Genomic DNA, 21,263 nt, shown 5'->3' on the forward strand with positions numbered 1-21,263 from the left:
TCTCAGCCCCGCCAAACCTTTCGTAAACGCCCGAGTGCCGCAGTGATCGCGGCCTCGGGCACGGCGGCAAAACCCAGCACCAGGCCGGCGCGTTGATCCGCCGGCAAGGTTGAATCCGGCAGCCAATAACTGCTTAAACCGTTGATCTCGACATCGGCGCTGGCGGCCAGACCGATCAACTGTTGCTCGCGGGCCAGTGTGTCCACGGGAATGGTCAAATGCAGACCGGCCGCCACACTCGGCAGGCTGCCGACGCCGGGAATATCACTCGGCCAACCGGCCAACAAGGTGTTGCGCCGGCTCAATGCTGCACGGCGCATCCGCCGAATGTGTCGCTGAAAATGCCCGGCCGCCATGAACTCGGCCATCACCGCTTGGGTGCTCACTTCCGAGTGGCGCACATCCACCGCGCGGCGCTGGGAAAAGGCATCCACCAGCGCTGGCGGCAACACCAGATAACCCAGGCGCAGCGCCGGGAATGCGACTTTGCCGAAGGTGCCGACGTACAACACCCGCCCCTGCCGATCGAGCGCGGCCAATGGCGCCAGCGGTGCGCCGGTGTAACGGTACTCGCCGTCGTAATCGTCCTCGACGATCCAGCCTTGCGTGCGCTCGGCCCACGCCAGCAATTCCAGACGTCGCGCCAGACTCATCACCACGCCGGTCGGGTATTGATGAGATGGCGTCACGTAGGCGACGCGACAATCCGTTGCCGCTGCCAATGCCGCGCAATCAATCCCCTCCTCGTCCACCGCAATTCCACGCAATCGCGCACCCGCAACGGCGAACGCGTGACCAGCGGCGCGATACCCCGGATTTTCGATTCCGACGCCATCGCCAAGCTCCACCAGCAACTGTGCACAAAGGCTAATGCCCTGCTGCGCGCCACTGGTGATCACAATTTGCTCAGCGTTGCACTGCATGCCGCGCGAACTGCGCAGATAGGCGGCGATCATCGCGCGCAAACGCGCATCACCAGCCGGGTCGCCGTAACACAGCTGCTGCAAATCCGGCTTGCGCCAGAAAGCCGCGTTCAGCTTGGCCCAGACCTCAAAAGGGAACAGATCGAAGGCCGGCACACCGACACGAAAAGCACGCGGTGGACCACTCGGCGGCTTGGCCAAATGGTTGTTTTCGATGCGTGAAAAAGTATCGCTGTGGATAACTTTACTGGATGGAATCACAGGTAAATCCAGCCAATTTGTGGATAAGGCTGTGGGTAAGCCTGTTGAAAACCCTGTGGATACTTTTGTGGATAGTTTTTTCGCTGAGGGCGGTGGTGCCGACAATTGTGCGACGTAAGTGCCGTCGCCGACCCGCCCTTCGATAAACCCTTCGGCATACAACTGATCGTAGGCGCGCACCACGCTGTTACGCGAAATCGCCAACGCCGCCGCCAAATCGCGGCTGGCCGGCAGCCGCGTGCCACTGGCCAAGCGCCCATCGAGTACGCGCAGACGCAATGCCTGATAGAGCTGGCGGCTCAGGCCCTGCCGGCGATCAAGCTCGATACCGGCGGGATTGAAGGGCATGGACAGCGTTGACGAATCAGGCATGGTAATGGACCTATGAAATCGGTCATCAATGGCTCTTACAACAGACCAATAGCCTGCCTAGGATGCAGGCATTCGCCAAGGAAAATCTGTCCATGTACACGCCGCGCGCCTTTGCCATTGAAGAACTGTCCCAACTGCACGAACTGATCCTCGCCACCCGCCTCGCCATTCTGGTGACCCACGGCGAAAACGGTCTGCAAGCCAGCCATGTGCCGGTGCTGCTGCATTGTGAACAAGGCGAGTACGGCACGCTGTACGGGCACCTGGCCCGCGCCAATCCACAATGGAAAGACCTGCGTGACGGCGCCGAAGCCATGCTGATTTTTGCCGGTGCCGACGCCTACGTCAGCCCCGGTTTTTACCCGAGCAAGGCCGAGCACGGCAAAGTCGTGCCGACCTGGAACTACATCGCCGTGCACGCCTATGGCCACGCCGAAACCTTCAGCGATGGTGGACGCCTGCTCGACATCGTCAGCACCCTCACCGATCGCTATGAAGCCGGCCGCGCCCAGCCGTGGTCCGTCGCCGATGCGCCCGCCGATTACATCGACGGCATGCTCAAGGCAATTGTCGGTTTCGCCATTCCCATCGACCGTCTCGAGGGCAAGCGCAAGCTCAGTCAGAACCGCAGCGCCGAAGACATTGCCGGCGTGCGTGAAGGTCTGGCCGCCAGCCCCGAAGTCAACGATCAAACCCTCGCCCAATTGATGCGCTAAGGAAATCACCATGAGTCAGATCGACATTCGCCAGGTCAGCGCCCCCGACCGCGCCGCGTGGCTGCCGCTGTGGCAGGCCTACCTGCGCTTCTACAACACCGAACTGCCGGACGCCGTCACCGACAGCACATGGCAGCGTTTCCTCGATCCGAGCGAACCGACCCATGCAGCGTTGGCCTGGGCCGATGGCAAAGCGGTCGGCATGGTGCATTACATCTATCATCGCTCGAACTGGAGCATCGAAAATTCCTGCTACCTGCAGGATTTGCTGGTGACCGAGGAAACACGCGGCACCGGCGTCGGCCGCCTGCTGATCGAACACGTTTACGCCACCGCCAAGGCTGACGGTTGCTGCAAAGTGCACTGGCTGACCCACGAATCCAACGCCACCGCGATCCAGCTCTACGAGCGCATCGCCGAGCGCCCGGGCTTCATCCAGTTTCGCAAAGCCATTTAAGGAGAGGCACCCATGATCATTTCACCGGCTGACTGGAAAGGCGTCCCCGCCCCTACCGCCACATTGCTTGAAGGGCGTTTTATTCGCCTCGAACGCCTCGACCCGGCGCGCCATGGCGAACAACTGTTCGCCGCCCTCGAAGGCCCCAGCGCCGACCCGAAACTCTGGGATTATTTGCCCTACGGCCCGTTCCCGGAACGCAGCGTTTTCGACGCCTGGCTTAACAACCATGCGGCCGCCAGCGACCCGTATTTCTTCGCGGTCATCGACCGTGCGAACAACCAGGTGCAAGGCATCCTCAGCCTGATGTCGATCGTCCCGGCGCAGGGCCGCATCGAAATCGGCCACGTCACCTTCGGCGCGCCAATGCAGCGTTCGCCGAAAAGTACCGAGGCGGTATATCTGCTGGCCAAACATTCCTTCGACCTCGGCTACCGCCGCCTCGAATGGAAATGCAACAACGGCAACGCCCGCTCCAAATACGCCGCCGAACGCCTGGGCTTCAGCTTCGAGGGCGTGTTCCGCCAGCACATGGTGGTCAAAGGCCAGAACCGCGACACCGCGTGGTACTCGATTGTTGATTCGGAATGGCCGGCGATCGGCGCCGGGTTCGAGCGTTGGTTGAGCGATGAAAACCAGACGCCGGATGGACAAGTGAAAGGCTTGGTTGAGTGCCGTAGCTGAGGCACTAAGCAAAAGATCGCAGCCTGCGGCAGCTCCTACATTGACCTGTGTAGGAGCTGCCGAAGGCTGCGATCTTTTGATCTTTAACCCACGTCCCTACGGATGCGCACCACGCTCATTTTCATCCCGAAACAACGGAACACTGCATTCAACGACTTCATCGTCTGATTACCTTCACCGTGCTCGATATGAACTAATGTACGGACTGAAATTTTGCACATCCTTGCGAACTGGTTTTGATGCAACCCAGTCACTTCCACGCGTAAACGCCGAACGGCTTCACCGATTTCCAGTGTCCCCTCAGCGATTGCCCCTTGGATGCTTTCCATTAGCACCATTCGCTCAGCAACTGTCATTCCCACATCATTACCTCCGCCTTTTTAACGCAGTAGGCTTCATAGCCATATTGGAGTAAGTCTGATGAACTAATCAGCGCTCAATCTGCAATGTATTGCGATTCAAAGGGCAAAGGCGCTAAGAAAACTGCAACAAAATGCAGATATTCCCCAGCTATTTCCATAAAGCTGCAAAACAATGCAGATCACCCACCGACATCATTCTGTAAAAACCCTTCGCTATACAGGACGGCCCGCTTATAACAAAAAGGCCTTCCGCCCATGTCCTTCCCGCCGCAGCGTCTCTCCCTCGCCATCACTTTGCTGATTTCCGCCACGGCGGCCCACGGCAAAACCATTCAGATCGACACCGCCACCACCGCCGCGCAAACCTTGGGCGGGAATGACACGTTGACGATTTCAGCGCCGGGCAGCATCTCCAATAGCGGCAAGACCGTCAGCCTGAAAGAAAAGACCAGCGGCGCCGGTGTGGTGATCGATAACGCCGGCAAAATTATTTCCACCGGTGGCCGCGCGATTGATAGCAGTGGCGACGAAAGCAAGGCGCGCGACTACGCGATCTATAACCGCAGCGGCGGGCAGATTCTTGGTGCCAACGACGCTTTGCGCATCGACAGCAATTTCGTCAGCGGCAGTCTGTTGATCGACAACAGTGGCGTGATTCGCTCTAGCACCGGCCAAGGTCTGGATCTCGATGCGCTGCGCAGCGAGGGGGTGAAAACCACCATCATCAATCGCGCGGGCGGGCTGATTCGTGGCGACGCCAGCGACGGCATGAAGACCGGCGCCAACGCCACGATCACTAACTACGGCGAGATTTCTACCGGCGATTCGCACAACGCCGACGAGAAATTCGACGGCATCGATATCGACTCGGCTGGCGGCGTCAGCGTGACCAACTACGGGGTGATTTCCGGTGGTCGTCACGGCATCACCACCGACCTAGGCGCGACACTGGTCAACTACGGCGAGATCACCGGGCGCAACGGCTCCGGGTTCGGTTCCGACGGTGACGGCACGGTGATCAACCACGGCACCATCACTGGCGCTTACTCCGGGTTGCAAGCGAACGGTGACGGCGACGGCGTGGACATCGACAACATCGCCCACATCGAAAACTACGGCACCATTCAAGGCGTCGGCGCGGGCGGCGTGGACAAGGGTGGTTTCGCCAACGGCAGCGAAGGGATCGCGCTGGGTGGCGGCTATATTCTCAACGGCAAAGACGCACTGATCAGCGGCGCCGACAGCGCGATTCTGGTCGACGACGGCAGCGGCAATTCAGGGCTGGCAGCGACCACGCTGGAGAACTTCGGCACCATTCAGGGCCTCAACGGTTTCGGCGTTAAATTCGTCGGCGAGTTCGATGACAACGTGGTCAACGGCGGCACCATCAGCGGCAGCAACGGCCTGGCGCTGGATCTCGGTGGCGGCAACGACAGCCTGACCTTGCGCAACGGCAGCCGCTTTGTCGGCGTGGTCGATGGCGGCAGCGGTGATGACCAAGTGGTGATGGACGACGCCGCGGGCGGCAGCTTCGGCGACAGTCGCAACTTTGAATGGCTGGAAGTGAAACAAGGCGCGTGGACGCTGACCGGCAACGGCGATTTCAGCGACGGTGGCGCGGTGCGCAATGGCGCGACGTTGATCAACCAGGGCAGCATCGCTGGCGACCTCACCGTCGATGCGGGCGGTGTATATGCCGGCGGCGGATCGGTGGGCGGTCTCGACGTCAACGGTACCTTGCGCACCGACACCAGCCTCGGTCGCACAACCGTCGTGCATGATTTGAATATGGGCAGCGGCTCGACCCTCGCCTATGGTGTCAACGCCGACGGCAGCAGCGCCCCGGTGCAAGTCGGCGGCACCGCCAACCTTAACGGCGCGACGCTGGCGGTGAATCCCGGCCCCGGCACGTATCCGTGGCAAAGCCAGTACACCGTGCTGCAGGCCGGGCAAGTCAACGGCACCTTCGGCAGCGTCACCAGCGACTACGCGTTCCTCACGCCGACCCTCGCCTACACGCCGACGCAGGTTGATCTGAGTTACAACCGCAACGACGTGGCGTTCAACGAGTTCGCCAGCACCGGCAACGGCCGCAACGTCGCCAACAGCATCGCTTCGATGGGCAGCAACAACGCGTTGTACAACGCGCTGCTGAATACCTCGCAAAGCACGGCGGGCGCCGCAATCGAACAACTCGCCGGTTCAAGCAACGCCAACCTGACCAGCGCCACCCTCGCCGCCAGCAGTCAGGTCGGCAACAGCATGCTCTCGGCGATGCAACAAATCGGTGGCAGTCCGGGTCTGGCCGTTGGCCTCGATCAGCGCGATACACCGGTGCTGGCGGCGAACGGCGTGCCGTCCGAGGCGCGCAATCTGAATGACCCGAACGCCCGTGGCCGTCTGTGGCTGCAAGGCATCGGCGGCTACGGCAAGCTCGACGGCGAACATGGCAGCAGCGGTCTGGAACAACGCACCAAGGGCAGCGTGCTCGGCGCCGACTGGTCGTTGAACTCGGCGTGGCGCGTGGGTGTGCTCGGCGGTTATTCGAAAACCGATCTCGACGCCAGCGGTGTCGACGGCAACGTCGAGAGCTGGCACGCCGGCGTTTATGCGCTGCATCAGAATGGCCCGGTCTCGGTACGTCTCGGCGCGGCGTACAGCGGCCATCAGGGGGACAGCAAACGCACCGTCGCCTTCAACGGTTTCAGCGATCGCCCGAAAGGCGATTACGACGCCGACAGCCAGCAAGCCTTCGCCGAACTCGGCTATGCGATGGGCAGCGGCCGTCTCAGCGCCGAACCCTTCGCCAGCCTCGGCTACCAGCGCTACCACCGCGATAGCTATCAGGAAAAGGGTGGTGCCGCCGCGCTGCAAGTCGACAGCGAAACCCAGGACAACTTCAGCAGCACCTTCGGCTTGCGTCTGGCCCACCTGAATACGTTGGATAACGGTATGAGCCTGACGCCGCGCATGACGGCTGGTTGGAAACATACCTATGGCGATGTGAGCAATTCGACGCGTCAGGCCTTCGTCACCGGTGGCACCGCGTTCAGTGTCGATGGCAGCTCGCTGGATCGTGACAGCCTGGTGTTGGAAGCGGGTCTGGATGTCGGCATCTCGGCGCGGCATACGCTGGGTGTCGGGTACAGCGGCGAGATCGGCAGCAACAGCCGCAATCACGGGCTGATCGGCCAATGGCAGATGAGTTTCTGAGAGTGCCAGCGGGTTACATCTGTAAACATTGTAGGAAAACACGCCGGTATGGCTGGGTAAAACCGGCCGTTTCCTCAGCCTCGGCGATTTTCCACAGAGAAAACTGAAGGAAGCCGCAAGCCTGTGGGAAGCAGCTGACATCGGCCCCACAGGCCTTCAACTTAGAGTTTGGTCTCCAGTCAAAAGAGGCCTTACTTGATGCCCGTTCAACACTTTTACCAACCGAAAAAACTGGCGCTGGCCATCACCCTCGCGGTGAGCTGCGCTCAATTCACACAGGCCGAAGAAGTGCCTGCCAACGTGCCAACCCCTGGCGCGCTGACGGCGCTACTCGACACCTTCATCAACGATCCCGACACCCTTAAAACACCGATCGACAAGAAGGGTTATGCCGAGCCTTTTAGTGAGCGCGATGATCTGCTCATCGTCACCGGTAAAGGCAGCTTTGCAGGCACGGTGGATGGCGCCGGCGGTGTGAATGTCCTGCAACTTGATGCGGCCAAGGGTTCGCTGGGTGATACGCGAAACTTCCATGGCCTTGAGGTCAAACAAGGTGTCTGGACTCGAGTCAAAAATACGCCCTCGGACTTCACCGCAGGGGTTGTGGTGCGCCCTGAAGCGACCTTCACCAATGAAGGTGCGATTGCTGGACATGCCGTGGTCGAAGGCACGCTGATCAATAAAGGAGGGATCGAGGAAGGCGCTTTTGTAGCGGCCGGCGGTAACCTCAACAACCGAGGAATCATTGGCGGCGCCGTCCACGTCTATGAAAAGGGTCAATTCGCCGGTGAAGGCGCAACTGGCACATTGAATGTTCATGGACTGCTGAAGGTTAACCAGGCGCTCGGCGCAGCTTCCGTCAATGGCGATTTGAACCTGAAGCCCAGTGCGACATTGGCTTACGAGGTCAAAGCGAAAGGAGTTAGCAAGACCATCGTGGTCGCCGGGACGGCCGATCTGGGTAATTCGACGTTGCAACTCACAACGGCGGGCGACTACCCGAAAAGCAGCCAGCACACGATTCTGACAGCGGGAAAAGTCGTCGGGGAATTTGGCCGTATTGAAAACGATCTGGCGTTCATGACACCGACGCTGAAATACGACGAGAAACAGGTCGGGCTGACGTTTAGCCGAAATGAAAAGAAGGTTGAAAACGCCGCCTCATCGGAAAATGCTGGCGAAATTGGTAAACAAATCGATCAGATGCTTGATGCTTCCACCACTCCGGTCGCGCCGTCAGAAGTAGTGCCGGTGGTGGCTGAGACGACGGGAGCGCAGGTGGAAACGCCAGTGATGGAAACGGCGATTTCGGAGTCTTCTGCTCCAGCGATAGCGACGGTTTCTGAGGTGGTTACGGAGCCAGCGGACACTGCTGTTTCGGTTGTTTCTGGTGAGGCCGCCGCTTCAATCGGAACTGTCGTCTCCGCCGAGGCGGTTACTTCGGCTGTAACGGCTGATCCCGTTGATACTTCCCCGACAGCTGAAACACCTGTTGCCGTTGCGGTTACCGTGCCAGCTGAAAATGCGGCCTCTGTCCTGGCTTCCGCGTCGGCCGCGACTCAAGCTGTTCCTGCGGCGCCTGCAACGACTGCACCAACCGCACCAACTGCAAGCGTCGTCCCGGCCAGTGTTCCTGCACCGATCGCACCTGCGAACCAAGCCCTCGTCGCCCTGCTCGGCAGTAACAGAAACACCGCTGCTTTGGCGCTCGATCAACTCGCCGCCGGCAGCAACGCCAACCTTGCCAAAGCCACACTAAGCGCCGTGTCACCGGTCAGCGACAGCATGCTGTCGGCCATGCGTCAGCTCGACACCGATGCAAGATCGGCTAAAGCAGGTGACGGCAACGGTCGAGTCTGGGTTCAGGCATTGGGCAATGGCGGCAAAATCGATCGCGACGCCGACAGCACCCTGAAACACTCCACCCAAGGTCTCGTTGCAGGTGCTGACTGGCGTCTCGATGAGCAATGGCATGTCGGGATCATCGGCGGTAACTCGCAGACCAAACTCGATGCGCGCCATGCCGATGGCGATCTCGACAGCTGGCATGTCGGTGCCTACGCGGTGCGTCAGGACGGCCCGCTGGCACTGCGCCTTGGCGCCACTTATGCCAGTCACGACGGCAGCAGCAAACGTCGGGTGGCGTTCAACGGTTTTAGCGATCGCCTAATAGGCAGCTACGACGCGAGCACCCAGCAAGCGTTTGCCGAACTGGGTTACGACTTCGGCCAAGGCGATTTCACACTCGAGCCCTTCGCCAATCTCGGTTACCAGCGCTACCAGCGTGACAGTTACAGCGAAAAAGGTGGCGACGCGGCGTTGAAGGTTCACGGTCAGTCGCAGAAAAACCTGAGCAGCACCTTTGGCCTTCGCGTGGCAAAAACCAACAACCTCGACAACGGCATGCAACTGACGCCACGTCTGAGTGCGGGTTGGAAACATACCTACGGCGAACTCGACATGCACACGCGCCAGGAGTTGCTTAACGGTGGCATCGGTTTCGAAATCGCTGGGGCGCAACTGGATCGCAACAGTTTGTCGCTGGATGCCGGCCTCGATCTGGCGCTATCAGCCAGTCATACGCTGGGCATGGGTATCACCGGCGACATCGCCTCCGACAGCCGCAACACCGGCGTGATGGGCCAATGGCGCATGGCGTTCTAACGATCTGATGGGCTGATGGGCTGTTGTGGGAGCGGGCTTGCTCGCGAAGAGGGAGTGTCAGTCGATATTTGCTTCGAATGACCCACCGCTTTCGCGAGCAAGCCCGCTCCCACACGGTTCTGCGGTACCCGCAAATGCAACTGACAACTGAAGATCCCCTGTAGGAGTGAGCCTGCTCGCGAAAGCGGTTTTTCAGTCAAATCTTCATCAACTGATCCACCGCCATCGCGAGCAGGCTCACTCCTACAAATCACAGGCAAAAAAAGGGGAGCACATGCCCCCCCGAGGTTTAAAGCGTTGGATCGCGGCGGTTATTTCAGCCTTCGATCTCGATCAGGATTTCGCCCGGATTGACCCGATCACCCTTGGCCACATGAATCGCGGTGACCTTGCCGGCAATCGCTGCCTGGACTTCGGTTTCCATCTTCATCGCTTCGGTGATCAGTACAGCCTGGCCAGCCTTGACGGTGTCGCCCTCCTTGACCAGTACATCAACGATGTTGCCCGGCATGGTCGTGCTGACGTGGCCCGGTGCCGAAGCTTGCTTGCGCTTGCTGCTGCCACCGCCGACGAATTCGTTGAGCGGTTCGAACACCACTTCTTCCGGCATGCCGTCGATGGACAGGTAGAAGTGACGTTTGCCTTCGGCTTTCACACCGACACCGGTGATGTCGACGCGGTAGGTTTCGCCGTGGACGTCGATGACGAACTCGGTCGGTACGCCTTCGCCGCCCGCCTTGGTCACACCGCCCGCTTCAGGAATCGGCAGCAACACTTCTGGCGTGAGGGTGCCGGCGGCACGTTCTTCGAGGAACTTGCGGCCGATGTCCGGGAACATGGCGAAGGTCAGCACGTCTTCTTCGGACTTGGCCAGTGCGCCGATGTCGGCACGCAGCTTGGTCATTTCCGGCTTGAGCAGATCGGCCGGACGCACGTCGATGACTTCTTCGCTGCCGATCGCCTGACGACGCAGCTTCTCGTTGACCACGCCCGGCGCTTTACCGTAACCGCCTTGCAGGTAGAGCTTCACTTCGTTGGTGATGGTCTTGTAGCGCTCGCCGGCCAGCACGTTGAAAAACGCTTGGGTGCCGACGATCTGCGAAGTCGGTGTCACCAGCGGCGGGAAGCCGAGGTCTTCACGCACGCGCGGGATTTCCGCGAGGACTTCGCCCATGCGGTTGAGGGCGCCCTGCTCTTTCAACTGGTTCGCGAGGTTGGAGATCATCCCGCCCGGCACCTGGTTGACTTGTACGCGGGTGTCGACGGCGGTGAATTCGCTTTCAAACTGGTGGTACTTCTTGCGCACGGCGTAGAAGTACAGACCGATCTCTTGCAGCAGTTCGAGGTTCAGGCCGGTGTCGAACTCGGTGCCTTTGAGCGCAGCGACCATCGACTCGGTGCCAGGGTGGCTGGTGCCCGAGGCGAAGCTGGAGATCGCGGTGTCGATGTGGTCGGCGCCGTTTTCGATTGCCTTGAGCTGGCACATCGTCGCCAGACCCGCCGTGTCGTGCGAGTGGATGAACACCGGCAGCGACTGCTCGGCTTTCAGTGCGCGAACCAGTTCGCCAGTGGCGTACGGGGTCAGCAGACCGGCCATGTCCTTGATCGCCACCGAGTCGCAACCCATGGCTTCCATTTGCTTGGCCTGGGTGACGAACGCGTCGATGGTGTGCACCGGGCTGGTGGTGTAAGCGATGGTGCCTTGGGCATGTTTGCCGGCTGCTTTCACCGCCTCAATGGCCACGCGCAGGTTACGCACGTCGTTCATCGCGTCGAAGATGCGGAACACGTCGATGCCATTGACGGCAGCTTTGGCGACGAAGGCTTTGACCACGTCGTCGCTGTAGTGGCGGTAGCCCAGCAGGTTCTGCCCGCGCAGCAGCATTTGCAGACGGGTGTTAGGCAGCGCCGCGCGCAGTTGGCGCAGACGCTCCCACGGATCTTCTTTGAGGAAGCGTACGCAGGCGTCGAACGTCGCGCCGCCCCAGCATTCCAGCGACCAGTAGCCGACTTTGTCGAGCTTGTCGCAGATCGGCAGCATGTCTTCGGTGCGCATGCGGGTGGCGAGCAGCGATTGGTGAGCGTCGCGCAGGATGGTGTCAGTGACAAAGATCTTCTTGGACATTGTTGTATTCCTCACAGGCCTGCGTGGGCGGCGATGGCGGCGGCGATGGCCAGGGCCAGCTCTTCGGGTTTGCGCTTGATCGAGTAGTTGGTCAGTTCAGGGTGGCTTTCAACGAAGCTGGTATTGAACTGGCCGCTACGGAATTCCGGGTTGCGCAGGATTTCCTGGTAGTACGCGGCGGTGGTCTTCACGCCTTGCAGACGCATGTCGTCCAGCGCCCGCAGACCACGGTCCATCGCCTCTTCCCAGGTCAGTGCCCAGACCACCAGTTTCAGGCACATCGAGTCGTAGAACGGCGGAATGGTGTAGCCGGTGTAGATCGCTGTGTCGGTGCGCACGCCCGGACCGCCTGGGGCGTAGTAACGGGTGATCTTGCCGAAGCTCGGCAGGAAGTTGTTCTTCGGGTCTTCGGCGTTGATGCGGAACTGCAACGCGAAACCACGGTGCTGAATGTCTTCCTGTTTCACCGACAGCGGCAGGCCGGAAGCGATGCGAATCTGTTCGCGGACGATGTCGATCCCGGTGATTTCTTCGGTGATGGTGTGTTCCACCTGCACCCGGGTGTTCATCTCCATGAAGTACACCTCGCCCTCGGCGAGCAGGAACTCCACGGTGCCGGCGTTCTCGTAACCCACTGCCTTGGCCGCACGCACCGACAGGTCGCCGATGTAGGCGCGCTGCTCCGGGGTCAGTTGCGGGCTCGGGGCGATTTCGATGAGCTTCTGGTTGCGGCGCTGGATCGAGCAATCACGCTCGAACAGGTGCACGACGTTGCCGAAGCTGTCGCCGAGGATCTGCGCTTCGATGTGCTTGGGATTGACGATGCATTTTTCCAGGAACACCTCGGCAGAACCGAACGCCTTGGTCGCTTCGGAAATCACCCGAGGGAAATTCTGTTCGAGTTCTTCACGGCTGTTGCAGCGACGGATACCGCGACCGCCACCACCGGAGGTGGCCTTGAGCATCACCGGATAACCGATGCGGTCGCCCTCGACCAAAGCTTCTTCGATGTCGGCGACGTTGCCTTCAGTGCCCGGCGTGACCGGTACGCCGGCCTTGATCATGCTGCGGCGCGCTTCGGTCTTGTCGCCCATGCGGCGAATGACCTCTGCCGACGGGCCAATGAACTTGATCCCGCGTTCGGCACAGATATCAGCCAGTTCGGCGTTTTCCGAGAGGAAACCGTAGCCGGGATGCAGGGCATCGCAACCAGTTTCCACGGCGAGGTTCACCAGTTTGCGCGGGTTGAGGTAACCGGCGAGTGGCTCGGCACCGATGCTGTGGGCCTCGTCCGCACGCTTCACATGCAACGCATGACGGTCGGCGTCGGAAAAAATCGCAACCGAGCGAATGCCCATTTCGGCGCAGGCTCGCACGATTCGTACGGCAATCTCACCACGGTTGGCGATCAGGATCTTTGTTATCACTTGGAGGTTCCCTTGAGCCGGTGGCACCACGACCTGCTAGACCCAGGTCGACGCGTGACCAAATGTTTCAATTTAGTCGCAGATCCACACTAGCGCTCATAAGGGATTAACAAAAATGAATAATAATTGGGTTAGCCATAAGTAAAGACTTATAGTTCGAACATCTACCCGCGCGCCGAGCCCGAATAAAATGCGTAAGTCCTTGATGCGTATGACATTGCGTCAGCTGCAGATCTTCAACGAGGTGTGTGATTTACGCTCTTACAGCCGCGCCGCGGATGAAATGTCGCTCACCCAACCGGCGGTTAGCCTGCAAATAAAGCAGCTGGAAGAGCTGATCGGCCAGCCATTATTCGATTATGTCGGCAAAAAACTCTACATGACCGAAGCCGCTGAAGCCCTTCAGCGCGCCAGCCGGGACATCTTCGGGCGCCTGGAAAACCTCGATATGCAGCTGTCGGACATGCAGGGCTCGCTGCAGGGTCAGCTGAAACTGGCGGTGGAATCCAGCGCCAAATATTTCGTCCCGCACCTGTTTGCCGCGTTTAAACGCCAGCACCCGGAAGTGAATCTGCAACTGACCGTGGTCAACCGCGGCCAGGTCATTCGCAGGCTGTCGGACAACCGTGACGATCTGGTGATCATGTCGATGGTGCCGCAGGACATGGGCCTGGAATTTTTGCCATTCCTCAACAACCCGATTGTTGCCGTGGCGCGCCCGGATCACCCGTTGGCGCACATGGGCCCGCTGCGTTTACAGGATCTGGAACCTTACACGCTGCTGATCCGCGAGCCGGGCTCGGGTACGCGATTGGCGTGTGAAGAGTATTTCAAAGAGAAACGCGTGCACTTCACTCAGACTCAAGAAGTGGCGTCGGCCGAAGCGCAGCGTGAATGTGTGCAAGCGGGTCTGGGCCTGGCGCTGTTGACGCGCCACGCCCTGAACCTGGAGCTGGCGACTGGCGGGCTCGTCGAGCTGCCGGTCGAGGAATTGCCGCTGTTCCGTAGCTGGTGCCTGGTGCAAGCGAAAGCCAAACGCTTGTCACCGGTGGCGCACGCCTTCCTGGCGTTTATCCGCAGCGAACGCGTGCAGATCAGCGCGCTGGTTGAGCGCTTCGACGGGAAGCTACGGGTGCCGCCTGCCAGTGAGTGATATCGGGAAAGTCGCCGATTTCGGCTTGAAGCTGACGGAGTTCGAAGCGATCTTCGATAGCGCGGCGAAATTCCATGCGGCGCTGGTCTTCCTGCTGACGACGGGTTTTCGCGGCGCTGTTGCGTTCTTCGTAGGGCTGAGCCATTTCGAGTCTCCCAAGGCGATGACGGGAGTTTCACGATAGGCGGCGGGGATGACGGTTTGATGAAAGTTGCCGACAACAAAGCAAAAGATCGCAGCCTTCGGCAGCTCCTACATTGACCGTGTAGGAGCTGCCGAAGGCTGCGATCTTTTGATCTTAATCATCCAGAGCTTTGGCTGCCTTGGGCGACAAACGCAAACTACGCAGACTGCGCTTCACGCTCTTGAGGTGGTTAACCAGGCTCGGCCCACGCGCCATGGCCACGCCCATCGCCAACACATCAATCACCACCAGGTGCGCGATACGCGAGGTCAGCGGCGTATAGATTTCGGTGTCTTCATGCACATCGATCGCCAGATTAACAGTCGACAACTCGGCCAACGGCGTCTGGCTCGGGCACAAGGTAATCAACGACGCCCCGCTCTCACGCACCAGATTGGCGGTGATCAGCAAATCCTTGGAGCGCCCGGACTGGGAAATACAGATCGCCACATCGGTCGGCTTCAACGTCACCGCCGACATCGCCTGCATGTGCGGATCGGAGTACGCCGCTGCGGTCAGCAATAAACGGAAGAACTTGTGCTGCGCATCCGCCGCGACCGCGCCCGACGCGCCAAACCCATAGAACTCAACACGCTGCGCCTGCGACATCAACGTCACCGCACGCTGCAACTCAATCGGATCGAGCTTCTCGCGAACCTCCATCAACGTGTGCAACGTGGTGTCGAAAATCTTCAGGCTGTAATCGGCAACCGAGTCGTCTTCATGGATCGCGAACTGCCCGAAGCTGGCACCGGCCGCAAGGCTCTGCGCTAACTTCAGTTTGAGATCCTGAAAACCGGAGCAACCGATGGCGCGACAGAAGCGCACGATGGTCGGCTCACTGATGCCGACGTTGTGGGCCAGGTCGGCCATGGAACTGTGCATCACGGCCGCAGGGTCAAGCAGCACGTGGTCGGCGACCTTGAGCTCCGACTTGCGTAACAGGTGACGTGACTGGGCGATGTGTTGCAGCAGATTCAAGGGGCTGGACTCTTCTTATGGGCAAGGATGTAGCACGCTTGTAGTTATACTACACGAATTGGCTTTTTGCCTGCTCAATGCGTAACTCCATGTCCCCATATCAGGCGCGATGGGGTGCATGTAGCCCTTAAAGCGGTTTTTCCTGATTGCGCAAAAGCCCGGCCAGACCGGCAGCCTCCACCGGACGACTGATCAGATAGCCCTGCACCTCATCGCAACGTTCGGCGCGTAAAAATTCCAGCTGATCCTGCCGTTCAACGCCCTCCGCGACCACTTTCAGCGACAGCCCGTGGGCCATGGCGATGATCGCGCGGGTAATCGCCGCATCCTCACTGCCCTCGCCCAATCCGCGTATGAACGCCTGATCGATCTTCACGTAATCCACCGGAATACGCTTGAGATAACTCAGTGACGAATAGCCGGTGCCGAAGTCGTCGATCGCCAGTTTCACGCCCAGATCGCGCAGTTGCTGGAAGGTCGCGATGATGTGTTCGACGCTGTCGAGCAACTGGCTTTCGGTCAGTTCCAGTTCGAGGTAGTGCGGCGCCAGACCGGTTTCCTCCAGCACCTGACGCACCAGACTGACCAGTTTGCCCTGACGCAATTGATGCACCGAGAGGTTCACCGAAACGCGGATCGGCTCCAGCCCTTGCCGCTGCCATTCGCACGCCTGCCAGCAAGCCTGACGCAGGACGAATTCGCCGATCGGGCCGATCAGCCCGGTCTCCTCGGCCAGCCCGATAAAATCCCCCGGCGGCACCCGGCCCATGGTCGGATGATCCCAGCGCACCAGTGCTTCCGCCGCGTTCAAGCGCCCCGATTCGAGGCACAGCTTCGGCTGGTAAAACACTTTGAGCTGCTTGTCTTCGATGGCTTTGCGCAACTGGTTTTCCAGCTGCAAGCGCTCAAGGGTGCTGGCCTGCAGGCTCTCGGTGTAGAACTGGAAGTTGTTGCCGCCGAGGTGTTTGGCGTGTTGCATGGCCATGTTCGATTGACTGACCAGCGCAGCAATTTCCCGCGCGTTGTCCGGCAACATGCTGATGCCCATCGAGGCGCTGACCACCAGTTCATGCCCTTCCACCGTCAGCGGCAAACGCAGCTTGGCCGACAATCGCGTAGCGACCCGTGCCAGACTCGACAGGTTGCCGTAAGCATCGAACAGCACCGCAAATTCATCGCCGGACAAACGCGCAATGGTGTCGGCCTCCGGCAACGCGTTGACCAGCCGCCGCGCCATCTTCTGCAACAACTGGTCAGCGACTTCATGACCGAGACTGTCGTTGAGCAATTTGAAGCGATCCAGATTGATGTGCAGCAACGCCAGACTGCGCCGGCCCTGACGTGAACGTTGATGCGCTTCGTGCAGACGCTCGCGGAACAGCGAGCGATTGGCCAACCCGGTGAGTTCGTCGTAATGGGTCAGGTAACGCATGCGCTCTTCGGATTCGCGTCGCGCAGAGAGATCGGCGAAGAAGCCGACGATATGGCTGACATTGCCGCGACTGTCGCGCACCGCATTCAATTGCAGCCACTGCGGATACAGCTCGCCGTTCTTGCGCGTCTCGACCAACTCACCCTGCCAACTGCCGTGCTGCTCCAGTGCATGACGGATCGCCACGTAATGACGGCGCGCATCGCGGCTGCACGGCAGTTCGACGACGTTGCGCCCGAGCATGTCGTCGATGTCGTAACCGGTGACACGACTGAACGCCTGATTGATCGCGATCAGCGCGTAGTTCGGGTCGAGAATGACGATGCCTTCGCTGGCCGCTTCAAAAACCGTCGCCGCCAGTCGTTGCTGTTCTTCGAGGCTTTTACTGACGCTGATGTCGCGCCGGGTGCCGACCATGCGGATTACGCGTCCGCTGTCACTGCGCTCCACCGCGCGGCCACGGTCTTCGATCCACACCCAATGACCGTCGCCATGACGCACGCGGTACTCAATCTGATAATCCTCGGTGCGACCCTTTAAATGCTCGGTCAGCGCGAGTTTGAGGTTGGGCACGTCTTCGGGGTGCAATCGCGGTTTGAGATCGCGCAGCAACGCCGTGACGTATTCCGGGGCGAGGCCGAACAGTTCCTGAATCTGCGTGTGATGGACTTCGTCGGTTTGCAGGTTCCAGTCCCACAGCCCCAGCTCACTGGCTTTCAACGCCAGCGCCAGCCGCGCTTCGCTTTTGCTCAGAGCCTGATTGGCGGCGTCCAGTTCGCGGCTGCGCTGGGCAACACGATCCTCAAGGGCGACCTGGGCTTCACGCAACTTGCCCTCGGCACAGCGCCGGTGGTCGATCTCCTTGGCCAGTTCCTGATTGAGTTGCTCGCTACGGGATTGGGTCTGTTGCAGGTGTTCAATGAGGTGCTGATTCTGAAAGCGCCGCAGCAAGCCGCGATCGATCAGCCGATTGACCTGCCACGCCACCACACTCAGCGAGCCGAGCAAGATCAACCCGAGCCAGCCCCAACCGCGCGCCTGCTCGTCGCCGCCCCAAAACAGATAGCCAATCGCTGGCAACAGACACGGCAAGGTGAAGGACAAAAACGCGGGCAGACTCACCGCGTACGCGACACTGGCCGACAATGTCGCGGCGCCAATCAGGCCGAACACCCAGGCTTGCTGCATAAAGTTGTCGGCGGGCACCAGGGCGATGCCGGCGCCGGCGAGCGTCAGGCCGGTCATGGTCGAGCCGAGCAGGAACATTCGGCGCCAGATCGGCTGCGCCTGTCGATTGGGAATGGCGGAATCGAACGCGGCCACTTGGATCACCCGCAGCGCGACCAGCGACAGCAACCACACCAGCCAAATACTGACCACGAAGTAGCGCTGCGGGCTCCAGAGCAAACCGGCGCAGACCAGACCATTGATCAACATGAACAGCGTGGGCAATAAAGAACCCTGATACAGCAGGCGCGTGCGCTCGACCGCCATCTCGGTGGCGTAGTGCTTGCGGATAACCCGGGGTTCCACAGAGGGGCCCGACAGTTCGGAGCTGAGGGTCATGGGCAACGTTCTTGTTCTTATAAGGAGGGCGTGCGCCCGAAACGTGGACGGAGCATACACAAGCCGATCAACTTGCCAAACCACGCCAGATCATAATTTGCGCAAAACTTTTCCCCCCTCAGGCACCGTTGAAACCCGCAGAGCCAAGCGGGCCAACGGCTGTCGCCGGTGACCGACCGGTCGTCATTGGCAGCACTTTCATCGGCTAATGCAAAGCTCGGTTTGCCCGGGCCTGCGGCGCACCCTAGAATGCCCCGATGCGCGATGATCTCTCCCTTCTGCTGAACTCCCTCAACGATGCCCAACGCCAGGCTGTAGCAGCCTCCGTTGGCCGTCAGTTGGTCCTGGCCGGTGCTGGCTCCGGTAAAACCCGAGTGCTGGTGCACCGTATCGCCTGGTTGATCCAGGTCGAAAACGCCTCGCCCCACTCCATTCTGTCGGTGACCTTCACCAACAAGGCCGCTGCCGAGATGCGTCACCGCATCGAGCAGTTGCTGGGGATCAACCCGGCCGGCATGTGGGTCGGCACCTTCCACGGCCTCGCGCACCGCTTGTTGCGGGCGCACTGGCAGGAAGCGGGCTTGAGCCAGACGTTTCAGATTCTCGACAGCGACGACCAGCAACGGCTGGTCAAGCGGGTGATCCGCGAGCTGGGTCTCGACGAGCAACGCTGGCCGGCCCGTCAGGCGCAGTGGTTCATCAACGGCCAGAAAGACGAAGGTCTGCGGCCGCAACATATTCAGGCCAGCGGCGATTTGTACCTGGCGACCATGCGCAGCATTTACGAAGCCTACGAGGCGGCGTGCCTGCGCGCGGGTGTAATCGACTTCTCCGAACTGCTGCTGCGCGCCCTCGATTTGTGGCGCGATCACCCGGGCCTGTTGGCGCACTACCAAAAGCGCTTCCGCCATATTCTGGTGGACGAGTTCCAGGACACCAACGCCGTGCAGTACGCCTGGTTGCGCCTGCTCGGCAAGGGCGGCGATAGCCTGATGGTTGTCGGCGACGACGACCAGTCGATTTACGGCTGGCGCGGCGCGAAGATCGAGAACATTCATCAGTACTCGTCCGACTTCGCCGATTCGGTGACCATTCGTCTTGAGCAGAACTACCGCTCCACCGCCGGCATCCTCAAGGCTGCCAACGCCTTGATCGCCAACAACACAGGACGCCTCGGCAAAGAGCTGTGGACGGACGGCGGCGATGGCGAGGCGATCAATCTGTACGCCGCGTTCAACGAACACGACGAAGCACGCTACGTTGTCGAAACCATCGAAAGCGCGCTGAAAACAGGCTTGGCCCGTAGCGATATCGCGATTCTCTATCGCTCCAACGCCCAATCGCGCGTTTTGGAAGAAGCCTTGCTACGCGAGCGTATTCCGTATCGCATCTATGGCGGTCAGCGCTTCTTCGAGCGTGCGGAAATCAAGAACGCCATGGCGTATCTGCGTTTGCTCGAAGGTCGCGGTAACGACGCGGCGCTGGAACGGGTGATCAACGTTCCGGCCCGTGGCATCGGCGAGAAAACCGTCGAAGCCATCCGCGAGCACGCACGTCACAGCGATGTGTCGATGTGGGAAGCCATGCGCCTGCTGGTCGCCAACAAAGGCCTGACCGGTCGTGCGGCGGGTGCTTTGGGCGCGTTTATCGAGCTGATCGAGAACCTCGCCGCCAAGTGCGCCGAGATGCCGCTGCACTTGATGACGCAAACCGTCATCGAGCAATCCGGCCTCATCGCTTATCACGAAGCGGAAAAAGGCGAGAAAGGCCAGGCTCGGGTAGAAAACCTTGAGGAACTGGTCAGCGCCGCGCGCAACTTCGAGAACAACGAAGAAGACGAAGAGCTGACGCCACTGGCGGCATTCCTCGGCCACGCTTCGCTGGAGGCCGGCGACACTCAGGCTGACGAGCACGAAGACAGCATTCAGTTAATGACGCTGCACAGCGCCAAAGGCCTGGAATTTCCTTACGTGTTCCTCGTGGGCATGGAAGAAGGCCTGTTCCCGCACAAGATGAGCCTGGAAGAGCCGGGACGTCTTGAGGAAGAACGACGTCTGGCTTACGTCGGCATCACCCGGGCGATGCAGAATCTGGTGATGACCTACGCTGAAACCCGACGCCTGTACGGCAGCGAAACCTACAACAAGGTCTCGCGTTTCGTACGCGAAGTGCCGAAAGGTCTGATTCAGGAAGTCCGTTTGTCGAACAGCGTCAGCCGACCGTTCGGCGGCAATCAGTCGATGAGCGGCAGCAACCTGTTCGCCGGCAGTGAAATTCCGGAAACCGGGTTGAGTCTGGGCCAGGCGGTACGCCATTCGATCTTTGGTGAGGGCGTGATCCTTAACTTCGAAGGCGCGGGTGCGCAGGCACGGGTGCAGGTGAATTTCAGCGAAGGCAGCAAGTGGCTGATGCTCGGTTACGCCAAGCTGGAAGCTATCTAAGCCCCATTCAATTGCTCTTTGCTCTTTGTAGGAGCCGAGCTTGCTCGCGAAAGCGGCGGAACATTCAACTGTTGTGTTGACTGACAGACCGCCTTCGCGAGCAAGCTCGGCTCCTACAGGGTTTGATGTTTTGAGCCAAAATCCGGCTGAACCAGTCCCCTTTTCCTACAGCCAAAAGTACATCCGCTGATTGCCTCGCGAAGCTGAACGCAACCTGTCAGGCAAAAGCCCGAAACACTCTCTCGCTAGCCAGTAACACTTCAGCTGTGCAACATGGCGCGCGTGTCTCCACAAACGGGAAA

Annotated in this window: 14 protein-coding genes; 7 read left to right on the forward strand and 7 right to left on the reverse strand. The window is 60.1% G+C overall.

All coding sequences use genetic code 11. The features are described from left to right. Nucleotides 1-2: 2 nt before the first annotated feature. Nucleotides 3-1,556, reverse strand: a complete 1,554-nt coding sequence (gene pdxR, locus KFS80_RS16825) for a MocR-like pyridoxine biosynthesis transcription factor PdxR (RefSeq protein ID WP_212545383.1) — start codon at nt 1,554-1,556, stop codon at nt 3-5. A 92-nt stretch (nt 1,557-1,648) separates the two neighbouring features. Between pdxR and KFS80_RS16830 the strand changes: the two genes are divergently transcribed. Genes KFS80_RS16830 through KFS80_RS16840 form a run of 3 tightly spaced genes read left to right on the forward strand, consistent with a single transcriptional unit; the run spans nt 1,649 to nt 3,413 of the window. Continuing rightward, nucleotides 1,649-2,272, forward strand: a complete 624-nt coding sequence (locus tag KFS80_RS16830; protein WP_212545384.1) for an FMN-binding negative transcriptional regulator — start codon at nt 1,649-1,651, stop codon at nt 2,270-2,272. Nucleotides 2,273-2,282: 10 nt separating this feature from the next. Continuing rightward, the gene (locus tag KFS80_RS16835) at nt 2,283-2,729 is read left to right on the forward strand and encodes a GNAT family N-acetyltransferase (RefSeq protein ID WP_212545385.1); all 447 of its coding nucleotides are present in this window, start codon (nt 2,283-2,285) and stop codon (nt 2,727-2,729) included. A 12-nt stretch (nt 2,730-2,741) separates the two neighbouring features. Beyond that, nucleotides 2,742-3,413: a GNAT family N-acetyltransferase gene (locus tag KFS80_RS16840; protein ID WP_212545386.1), complete on the forward strand. Its 672-nt coding sequence runs from the start codon at nt 2,742-2,744 to the stop codon at nt 3,411-3,413. Between the two features lie 83 nt (nt 3,414-3,496). Here the strand turns inward: KFS80_RS16840 and KFS80_RS16845 are convergent, their stop codons facing one another. Next, nucleotides 3,497-3,775: a helix-turn-helix domain-containing protein gene (locus KFS80_RS16845; RefSeq protein ID WP_212545387.1), complete on the reverse strand. Its 279-nt coding sequence runs from the start codon at nt 3,773-3,775 to the stop codon at nt 3,497-3,499. Nucleotides 3,776-4,030: 255 nt separating this feature from the next. Here KFS80_RS16845 and KFS80_RS16850 point away from each other — a divergent pair, with 255 nt between their 5' ends. Together KFS80_RS16850 and KFS80_RS16855 are read left to right on the forward strand one after the other, a co-directional pair. Beyond that, entirely contained in the window at nt 4,031-6,988 is a 2,958-nt protein-coding gene (locus KFS80_RS16850) for an autotransporter outer membrane beta-barrel domain-containing protein (RefSeq protein ID WP_212545388.1), read from the forward strand. Between the two features lie 198 nt (nt 6,989-7,186). Continuing rightward, a complete protein-coding gene (locus KFS80_RS16855; protein WP_212545389.1) occupies nt 7,187-9,652 on the forward strand; it encodes an autotransporter domain-containing protein in 2,466 nt (821 codons plus the stop codon). Between the two features lie 316 nt (nt 9,653-9,968). Here KFS80_RS16855 and oadA read toward each other — a convergent pair whose 3' ends face one another. Beyond that, on the reverse strand, nt 9,969-11,777 hold the full coding sequence (gene oadA, locus KFS80_RS16860; protein ID WP_212545390.1) for a sodium-extruding oxaloacetate decarboxylase subunit alpha: 1,809 nt from the start codon (nt 11,775-11,777) through the stop codon (nt 9,969-9,971). Nucleotides 11,778-11,788: 11 nt separating this feature from the next. After that, complete coding sequence (locus KFS80_RS16865) at nt 11,789-13,204, reverse strand: acetyl-CoA carboxylase biotin carboxylase subunit (RefSeq protein ID WP_053125176.1); 1,416 nt, start codon at nt 13,202-13,204, stop codon at nt 11,789-11,791. A 190-nt stretch (nt 13,205-13,394) separates the two neighbouring features. Here KFS80_RS16865 and KFS80_RS16870 point away from each other — a divergent pair, with 190 nt between their 5' ends. Further along, nucleotides 13,395-14,357, forward strand: coding sequence for a LysR family transcriptional regulator (locus KFS80_RS16870; RefSeq protein WP_159813193.1), 963 nt, complete (start codon nt 13,395-13,397; stop codon nt 14,355-14,357). Here KFS80_RS16870 and KFS80_RS16875 read toward each other — a convergent pair. The 3 genes from KFS80_RS16875 to KFS80_RS16885 form a co-directional block, all read right to left on the reverse strand. Beyond that, nucleotides 14,299-14,502 (reverse strand): PA3496 family putative envelope integrity protein, encoded by a 204-nt coding sequence (locus tag KFS80_RS16875; protein WP_082341506.1) that lies wholly within the window; start codon nt 14,500-14,502, stop codon nt 14,299-14,301. The genes KFS80_RS16870 and KFS80_RS16875 overlap by 59 nt on opposite strands. A 153-nt stretch (nt 14,503-14,655) precedes the next feature. After that, nucleotides 14,656-15,522 carry a transcriptional regulator HexR gene (gene hexR, locus KFS80_RS16880; RefSeq protein WP_053125183.1) on the reverse strand — a complete coding sequence of 289 codons (867 nt, stop codon included), beginning with the start codon at nt 15,520-15,522 and terminating at the stop codon, nt 14,656-14,658. A 127-nt stretch (nt 15,523-15,649) separates the two neighbouring features. Continuing rightward, nucleotides 15,650-18,520 carry a putative bifunctional diguanylate cyclase/phosphodiesterase gene (locus tag KFS80_RS16885; RefSeq protein ID WP_212545391.1) on the reverse strand — a complete coding sequence of 957 codons (2,871 nt, stop codon included), beginning with the start codon at nt 18,518-18,520 and terminating at the stop codon, nt 15,650-15,652. A 257-nt stretch (nt 18,521-18,777) separates the two neighbouring features. Between KFS80_RS16885 and uvrD the strand changes: the two genes are divergently transcribed. Continuing rightward, nucleotides 18,778-20,961, forward strand: coding sequence for a DNA helicase II (gene uvrD / locus KFS80_RS16890; RefSeq protein WP_053125187.1), 2,184 nt, complete (start codon nt 18,778-18,780; stop codon nt 20,959-20,961). Nucleotides 20,962-21,263 lie beyond the last annotated feature (302 nt).

The sequence above is a fragment of the Pseudomonas rustica genome, assembly GCF_018336155.1.
GTDB classification, from domain to species: domain Bacteria; phylum Pseudomonadota; class Gammaproteobacteria; order Pseudomonadales; family Pseudomonadaceae; genus Aquipseudomonas; species Aquipseudomonas rustica.

Coding starts and splice junctions, on each gene's coding strand:
- uvrD (WP_053125187.1), top strand. CDS start 18,778: ATGCGCGATGATCTCTCCCTTCTGCTGAACTCCCTCAACGATGCCCAA.
- KFS80_RS16870 (WP_159813193.1), top strand. CDS start 13,395: ATGCGTAAGTCCTTGATGCGTATGACATTGCGTCAGCTGCAGATCTTC.
- oadA (WP_212545390.1), bottom strand. CDS start 11,777: ATGTCCAAGAAGATCTTTGTCACTGACACCATCCTGCGCGACGCTCAC.
- KFS80_RS16835 (WP_212545385.1), top strand. CDS start 2,283: ATGAGTCAGATCGACATTCGCCAGGTCAGCGCCCCCGACCGCGCCGCG.
- pdxR (WP_212545383.1), bottom strand. CDS start 1,556: ATGCCTGATTCGTCAACGCTGTCCATGCCCTTCAATCCCGCCGGTATC.
- KFS80_RS16850 (WP_212545388.1), top strand. CDS start 4,031: ATGTCCTTCCCGCCGCAGCGTCTCTCCCTCGCCATCACTTTGCTGATT.
- KFS80_RS16855 (WP_212545389.1), top strand. CDS start 7,187: ATGCCCGTTCAACACTTTTACCAACCGAAAAAACTGGCGCTGGCCATC.
- KFS80_RS16830 (WP_212545384.1), top strand. CDS start 1,649: ATGTACACGCCGCGCGCCTTTGCCATTGAAGAACTGTCCCAACTGCAC.
- KFS80_RS16885 (WP_212545391.1), bottom strand. CDS start 18,520: ATGACCCTCAGCTCCGAACTGTCGGGCCCCTCTGTGGAACCCCGGGTT.
- KFS80_RS16840 (WP_212545386.1), top strand. CDS start 2,742: ATGATCATTTCACCGGCTGACTGGAAAGGCGTCCCCGCCCCTACCGCC.
- KFS80_RS16875 (WP_082341506.1), bottom strand. CDS start 14,502: ATGGCTCAGCCCTACGAAGAACGCAACAGCGCCGCGAAAACCCGTCGT.